The following is a 6,514-nucleotide window of genomic DNA, read 5'->3' on the forward strand; positions in this document are numbered from 1 at the left end:
GTGTCAACGTTTGGTGGTCCTTCTTAATGTCACCAAGAGGTGTCAACGTTTGGTGCACCTTATGAGTTAGCCCCTATTATCTTCTCTTTAAATAACTTTTCAAATCACGATAGTAATTTTCGTGTGGACCAATCATAATTAATTCTAAACCATTATTAATCATCCTGTAGGAAAGGAGATACTGAATAGTTTTGATTTTGAACTTATGAATATATACACCCCGAAGGTCTCCTTTCTTTTCTTCTCCAACAAAAGGATTTTCTATTATCCTTTTAATTTCTTTATCTAATATTCCTTTTTCTTGCTTTAAAAACTTCTTGATTTTGTTTTCAAATATTCTTGATTGATAGATTTTCATCTGCTATCCAAACTTATATTCCAATTTTTCACCTCGCTCTAATTCTTCTATTCCCATAAGTATTTCTTTGATAAGACTATAGGTTAAGTCTGGATTTTCTTCAGCACATTTGCCTATTTTTGCCCAGTGTTCAATTTGACCAGTTAAAGATCTATGCTCTATACGGCTGAATTTCCTTGCCTCATCAACCAGTTCTTCAGATATTCGTACTGCTGTTGCCATAGTATTTACCCCCCTGTTCCATTGTTCCATTTGTTATCATTATAAATCATTGCATAGCAAAATGCAACTTGCTTGGGCTTTGTAATTCTAGGGCTAACGACTGAGTTCAGCGGCGGCGTTTACGCCATCCGCTGCAACGATTTGTTAGCCGTTTCCCTACGGATATTCAATCTTCCAGAAACTTTCCTGTTGGTTGAGCTTTGTGCGTCACAACTCACGTTTGACTTTTCGCAGCTGCACTTTCTCCTCTCCATCCATTTCTATCAATACCCGCACTCCTTCCACAGCAACCTTAATCAGGTCGGTCAGGTCTTCCTTTATCTCCCACTTGCCTTCTATCTTAGCCCTTTCCTGGTTAGCCACCACCAGACATATGCAGCCAGCTCGCAGCTTCTTTATACTGGACAAAACGAAGACCGAGGCCGCTTCCATTTCCGATACCAGTACGTTTCCCTTTACCCAGGCGTCCCACCTGGCTAACAGTTCCTGACCCACCGGCATTTTCTCTGGTTCATGCTGCCCGTAGAAGGAGTCTTTGGACTGGGAGATACCCACATGAAATCTCACGCCTTTGTTTTTAGCTGCCTGAACCAGGGCATTGGTCACATCCAGGTGAGCCACAGCGGGATACTCTATGAGCATATACTGCCGGGTAGTACCCTCATCCCGTATCGCCGCGGAGACGATAACCAGATCTCCCGGAAGTAGATCCCACTGCATACCACCCGAAGTCCCCACTCTTATAAAAGTATCTGCCCCTATACGAGAGAGCTCTTCCACGGCAATGGCGGCTGAGGGCCCTCCTATACCGGTGGAGGTAACGGATACCTTCACCCCATCCACCGTTCCAGTAAGAGTCTTATACTCCCGGTTGTAGGCTACTTCCCAGTACTGATCAAACTCTCTGGCGATGAGCTCACATCTCCCTGGATCTCCAGGCAAAAAGACATATCTGCCCACATCGCCTTTTTTGCACTGAAGGTGATATTGAACCTCTTCAGCCTCTCGGGCCAGGCTATCAGCCATAGACAATCATCTCCTTTCAGATGCTTTGGGATGCATCCCATCTCGTTTTGCTCCCGTGACTGAGTACACCGTTTGGCAAATCCGATCAAATATTATCTTTAGCATCGTGGTTCGTTTTGCAACAAAATACGCCACCAAACTTGTGAGCCAGAGCCCTAGAGATCAGGCCGTATCCACATTAAGACAATGCGGCCCGGGCCGCTGGACAAACTATCTCCTTTTTCCCTTTGGCCCGGGCCGCCCATTAGATAGCTACAGGCAGCTCTAAGGACTGACACTCCCCAGCACTAAAGTGCGGGGATTCTCAAGATATCTTGAGCAACACCGGGGTTCAAAAGAAACCCGGAGGCAGGTGCCATAGCTGCGACTACAGAGATTGCTCCCTGATACTTTTTAATCTGGAGAATCCTTAAGTTCACCAGATATACCCACAATGTTTTACATGGCGCAGGATTGTGGCCACAACCTTATACATTGCCAAAGTGCCATAAGCATAATAGCACATTAAGAACAAGAAAGCAAGAGCCCATTCATCCCCAGCATTAAAATGCGAGGCTTTCTGGCAGAAGTTTAGGTAAATGGGCTTAAGCGGTAGCCCTTTCTTCTTCAGTTATCTTATCGAGATACCACCACCATGAAGAGCCTGGCTTGCCCGATTTTCGCAAAAACCGGATATCTTCCGCAACCAGGTTACGTTTTCTCCTCAGCTCTTTATCCATGTTAGCAATTCTCTCTCGATCTTCCTGGTTGCCTATATTGGACAAAAGCTCCGCTATTGAGTCCCGATAGACCAACAAAGAAGCGACTTCTTCAAAAGTAGCCTCTTCGAGATAGCGTACACCCAGTTCGTATTGCTTAATCAGCTTATTTAAGTCTTCTCTCTTGCTCATATTCCCCAATCCTGAATTATTAGATATCCCCCGCCTTGGGGTTGCTTTTTGATTTCTATCCAGAGATCACGCATGCTTTCCAGATACCTTCCCAAATCTCCTGGTCTATGAGTAAAGAATGTTGCTGTAAACTACCCTGCAGCAAGCTGACAGGGCATTAGGGGAATGGAGCAAATCATGCTTCCCCTTTCGGGATCGGTTACGGCGATCCCCAACTGAGCAATATTTTTGGCTGCATTTACATCAGAATCAGAGATATTGCCACAGTTTGGGCAACTAAACGAGGGACCTTTTCTGTGACCAATCATCTTGCAAATATTACAGGTCTGGCTAGTGTATCGTGGGTTGACCATGACAAAAGGAATGCCTGCGAGCCTGGCTTTATATTGGAGAAAAAAACGAAGTTGCGCAAAGGCCCAAGAATGGTGTTTTCTTCGTTGAACTTTCCTAACTTTTGTTCTCTCTCTAATGCCAGTCAAATCCTCAAGAGCAATTCCCATATTGAGAGATTTAGCTTTTTCTACAACCTGCTTTGCTATAGCGTGATTGGTCACCGTGGCGAATCTTGCCTCTCTACCTTTAAGCCGTTTCAGGCATTTTCTGCCGCCAGACGTGCCTTTGCTTTGAAGAGATTGCCTTGTTCTAGAATATCTGTTCCTCACCTTATCAAGCTGTTTCGAATTATACTGAATTCCATCGGAAAGAGTAGCGATATTGTTTACCCCAAAATCCACGCCAATAAATTCTTCAACGTCTTTAATATTTTCTTCAGGAATCTCAACAGTCTGAAAAAGAAAAAACTTCCCCTTCCGATAAACGAGATCCGCTTCCCCCTTGATGTGGGGAAGATACCTGGGATTGTGGCAAACAAAGCCACTTCTCAATCTGCCATCGATAGACCAGACCGAAGCAGTATTCCCCTCCCTTGAAAATTTATTAAGGCTCTCTGCTCCGACTTGATGTCCATGGACCCTGAGATGGTAGTCTGGCTTAGTAAGTTTGGTCGCTGAACGGACCTCTGCCAACTCACGTTCAATTCCGTCCTTGCCTGGCTCTATAAGTTCATCATATCGCCTTTGTTTCAATATCACCTCCCTGACGGGTGGCATCCTTCCGGAATAGTGAATCAAGTTTTCTCAGACTTCGCTCTCTTTTCAAAGAACTATAGCATAAATCATTGAATATGTAAAGATGGAAATCATGTTATATTCATAACTATAAATTGAAATCCTCTCCTCTCTGACTTACAATAAGCAGAGTTGCTTTGTTTTTTGTTTATAAAGTCCTAATTTAAATTTTTAAACCAGGGGGTATAGACCATGCCTCGGATTAAGAGACCACCAAATCTTGTCTCCAGAAACTTGAGATATCTGAGAAGTCAGTTAGGATTGAACTATAGCGAGATGTCCAGGATCATGGAAAAGAAAAAACGTATTGAGCTCTCACCGGTCCAGATCAGGAATATCGAGATGAAAGAGAACAGGCACGTACGGGTGGATACGTTGGCTAAAATAGCCGACTACTTTGAGCTCAGTTACGACGCTCTGATCCGTCATGATCTTTCTCAGGAGATAGAAGTAGAAAACGAAGCCAGCAAATTATCTCAGAAGATTACAGAGCTCCTGGGACCGGAAAACGCTGCAGAGCTCTTCAAAACTACCATAAATCTTATTAGAAGTGGGATAAAAGTGAAGGAATTAGTCCTGTTTGCTGAAACAGCTACAGCCCTGCGGGATAGAAAACTTTCCACAGACCAAAAAGGAGGTGAAGGTGGGCTTGATCAGGTATTTTAGCCTCTGGAGCCGGCGACAGGACTTGAACCTGCAACCTGCTGATTACGATTCAGCTGCTCTACCATTGAGCTACGCCGGCCTGGTTAAACCTGAAAAAGCTTATCAGCCTTACTCACATCCTTTTAGGCGGGGATGGCAACCCTAACCGTACCCACTACGGTCTCCTCCTGGGGAAGAGCTTCTCCCTCTTCCCTCGCAGTTTCAGATATTGTTACTTCCTCACCATTCTAACATGCCTGCCAGCCCTGGTAAGCTCAGACAGGGGGGCTTCCATTCGTAACTGGGACTCCAGCTCTAATACCACTTTCTCTTTGGGAACATTATATCCCACTACCATTCCCCATCCTTTTTCCGTCTCCACCCGGGTACCAATAGACGGAGCTATCTTTTTGAATTGACAGTAGACATCATGTTCATATTTGAGACAGCACATCAATCTGCCACATACCCCGGATATCTTCATGGGATTGAGGGGAAGATCCTGGTCCTTGGCCATCCTTATGGAGACAGGCTCGAAGTCGCAAAGAAATTGGGTACAGCATAACCTGCGACCGCAGAGCCCGAGGCCTCCGATCATCTTAGCCTCATCTCTGACTCCGATTTGTTTCATCTCGATCCTGATCTTGAAGCGGGAAGCAAGCTCTTTGACCAACTCCCTGAAATCCACTCTGCCATCAGCGGTGAAATAAAAGATCATCTTGGAACCGTCAAAAAGAAGCTCCACATTCACTATTTTCATATTGAGGCCGTGCTTGTCCAGGAGTCTGGTACACTCTTTCAAGGCCTTCTGTTCTTTGGCCTCGTTGGCTATGTGCTTGGCTCTATCGTGGTAAGTGGCCCGCCGCAGCACTTTTTTTAGAGGGCCGGCCAAATCCTCTTCGTCTACTTCCATAACTTCGGAAACAACAGTGGCATATTCGAGCCCTCGAGCGGTCTGGACAACCACGCTTTCGTTTAAAGAAAGTTCCAGCCCATCGGGGTCAAAGTAGTAAACTTTGCCGGCTTTCCTGAATACAACTCCTACCACCGTAGGCATATTTCTAGACCTCCCTCAGTAATAAACATAGATACTCGAAGGCAGCCCCGGGGTTGACATAGAATCCCACCATCCGGCGAATTTTCCCTATTTCTTTAAGTACATTAGTTAACCTCTCGATTCTGGCTCTGCGGGCCATATCTCTGATCTCATTGCGGTGGTCCCGGTTAATGAGAAAGCTATCCTGTGCTGTCAGTTGGTAGACCAGGAGGTCCCGGTACCATGAAGATATTATATCCAAAATGTCATTTATTTCTAAACTCCTCTTACGACTGAGCTGTCGGGCATGTCTTTTTCTCAACTTGTTTCTGATGAAGGCACCATGCCTGGGACTCATAGCCACCTCCAGGGACTCTTCCATCTCTTCTTTCTGTACCTCCAGAAGATTATCCTGGTCTCCCACGGCCTGGGAGAGGAGAGCGCCGGCCACGGAGAAGGCTTCCTCTACTGGGGAACCGGAAATTTTTTTCAGGAGAGAGAGTATCTCCTCTCTCCTCTCCAGCCTCCAACCTTCCCCTTCCAGCATTTCCAGAGCCCGGGAATAAGTCCCCCCACTTATTCTGGCTATCTTATCCGCCTGGGATTGGTCAATTCCACGCCTGTCCACCATCTCCCGAATAATGGCCTCCCGGGGAACCCTCCGAAAGGGCACGACCTGGCAACGCGATGATATGGTAGGTAACAGCTCTTCTACGCTGGCAGCAATTAAGATGAAAACCTCCTCATCTTGCGGTTCCTCCAGAGTCTTCAAAAGAGCATTGGAGGCCTCGGCGTTCATACTGCCAGCTTCGTCTATGATTATCACTTTTCGGTGGCCCTCATAAGATCTCAATTTGATGCTTCCCTGGAGCTCTCTTATCTGCTCAATAGTAATAAAGTTGCCCTCCGGCTGGATAAGCTTAAGGTCAGGATAGACTCCTCTGATGGTTCTCCGACATCTGGAACAGTGGCCACATCCTCCCTTAGCACAGTTAAGGGCTGCGGCCAGGGCCAGAGCCGTTTTTCTCCTGCCAACTCCCTCAGGTCCTACAAAAAGGTAGGCATGGCTGATCTGCTCGCTCTTTAGAACTTTTTTAAGGAAATCTAGCGCCTGATCCTGGCCAACTATGTCGTCGAAAACCATCGCTCCCATGAGGGCAACCCTTGTGCGCTTCCCGGCCAACCGTCTCGGTCGGGACTAGACACTCAT

General features: G+C 46.2%; 8 protein-coding genes and 1 tRNA gene. 1 reads left to right on the top strand and 8 read right to left on the bottom strand.

All coding sequences use genetic code 11. From position 1 onward, the window contains the following. Nucleotides 1-76: 76 nt before the first annotated feature. From HW443_RS08780 to HW443_RS08800, 5 genes are all read right to left on the bottom strand, one after another. Complete coding sequence (locus tag HW443_RS08780) at nucleotides 77-358, bottom strand: type II toxin-antitoxin system RelE/ParE family toxin (RefSeq protein ID WP_176227131.1); 282 nt, start codon at nucleotides 356-358, stop codon at nucleotides 77-79. A 3-nt stretch (nucleotides 359-361) separates the two neighbouring features. Beyond that, nucleotides 362-580: a TA system antitoxin ParD family protein gene (locus tag HW443_RS08785; RefSeq protein WP_176227132.1), complete on the bottom strand. Its 219-nt coding sequence runs from the start codon at nucleotides 578-580 to the stop codon at nucleotides 362-364. Between the two features lie 207 nt (nucleotides 581-787). Further along, entirely contained in the window at nucleotides 788-1,606 is an 819-nt protein-coding gene (udp, locus tag HW443_RS08790; protein WP_176231497.1) for a uridine phosphorylase, read from the bottom strand. 584 nt (nucleotides 1,607-2,190) lie between these two features. Further along, nucleotides 2,191-2,496, bottom strand: a complete 306-nt coding sequence (locus HW443_RS08795; RefSeq protein ID WP_176227407.1) for a hypothetical protein — start codon at nucleotides 2,494-2,496, stop codon at nucleotides 2,191-2,193. Between the two features lie 131 nt (nucleotides 2,497-2,627). Continuing rightward, the gene (locus HW443_RS08800; RefSeq protein ID WP_176231498.1) at nucleotides 2,628-3,581 is read right to left on the bottom strand and encodes an RNA-guided endonuclease InsQ/TnpB family protein; all 954 of its coding nucleotides are present in this window, start codon (nucleotides 3,579-3,581) and stop codon (nucleotides 2,628-2,630) included. A 234-nt stretch (nucleotides 3,582-3,815) separates the two neighbouring features. Between HW443_RS08800 and HW443_RS08805 the strand changes: the two genes are divergently transcribed. Then, nucleotides 3,816-4,289: a helix-turn-helix domain-containing protein gene (locus tag HW443_RS08805; RefSeq protein ID WP_176231499.1), complete on the top strand. Its 474-nt coding sequence runs from the start codon at nucleotides 3,816-3,818 to the stop codon at nucleotides 4,287-4,289. Between the two features lie 4 nt (nucleotides 4,290-4,293). On the opposite strand, the gene HW443_RS08810 is transcribed toward HW443_RS08805, so the two are convergent. The 3 genes from HW443_RS08810 to holB form a co-directional block, all read right to left on the bottom strand. After that, nucleotides 4,294-4,368 (bottom strand) — tRNA-Thr (locus HW443_RS08810). A 132-nt stretch (nucleotides 4,369-4,500) separates the two neighbouring features. Beyond that, on the bottom strand, nucleotides 4,501-5,325 hold the full coding sequence (locus tag HW443_RS08815) for a PSP1 domain-containing protein (protein WP_176231500.1): 825 nt from the start codon (nucleotides 5,323-5,325) through the stop codon (nucleotides 4,501-4,503). 4 nt (nucleotides 5,326-5,329) lie between these two features. Next, nucleotides 5,330-6,457 (bottom strand): DNA polymerase III subunit delta', encoded by a 1,128-nt coding sequence (gene holB, locus HW443_RS08820; protein ID WP_176238075.1) that lies wholly within the window; start codon nucleotides 6,455-6,457, stop codon nucleotides 5,330-5,332. Nucleotides 6,458-6,514 lie beyond the last annotated feature (57 nt).

This window comes from Candidatus Hakubella thermalkaliphila, assembly GCF_013281975.1.
Classification (GTDB): Bacteria; Actinomycetota; Humimicrobiia; order Hakubellales; family Hakubellaceae; genus Hakubella; species Hakubella thermalkaliphila.

Coding starts and splice junctions, on each gene's coding strand:
- HW443_RS08780 (WP_176227131.1), bottom strand. CDS start 358: ATGAAAATCTATCAATCAAGAATATTTGAAAACAAAATCAAGAAGTTT.
- HW443_RS08785 (WP_176227132.1), bottom strand. CDS start 580: ATGGCAACAGCAGTACGAATATCTGAAGAACTGGTTGATGAGGCAAGG.
- udp (WP_176231497.1), bottom strand. CDS start 1,606: ATGGCTGATAGCCTGGCCCGAGAGGCTGAAGAGGTTCAATATCACCTT.
- HW443_RS08795 (WP_176227407.1), bottom strand. CDS start 2,496: ATGAGCAAGAGAGAAGACTTAAATAAGCTGATTAAGCAATACGAACTG.
- HW443_RS08805 (WP_176231499.1), top strand. CDS start 3,816: ATGCCTCGGATTAAGAGACCACCAAATCTTGTCTCCAGAAACTTGAGA.
- HW443_RS08815 (WP_176231500.1), bottom strand. CDS start 5,325: ATGCCTACGGTGGTAGGAGTTGTATTCAGGAAAGCCGGCAAAGTTTAC.
- holB (WP_176238075.1), bottom strand. CDS start 6,457: ATGGGAGCGATGGTTTTCGACGACATAGTTGGCCAGGATCAGGCGCTA.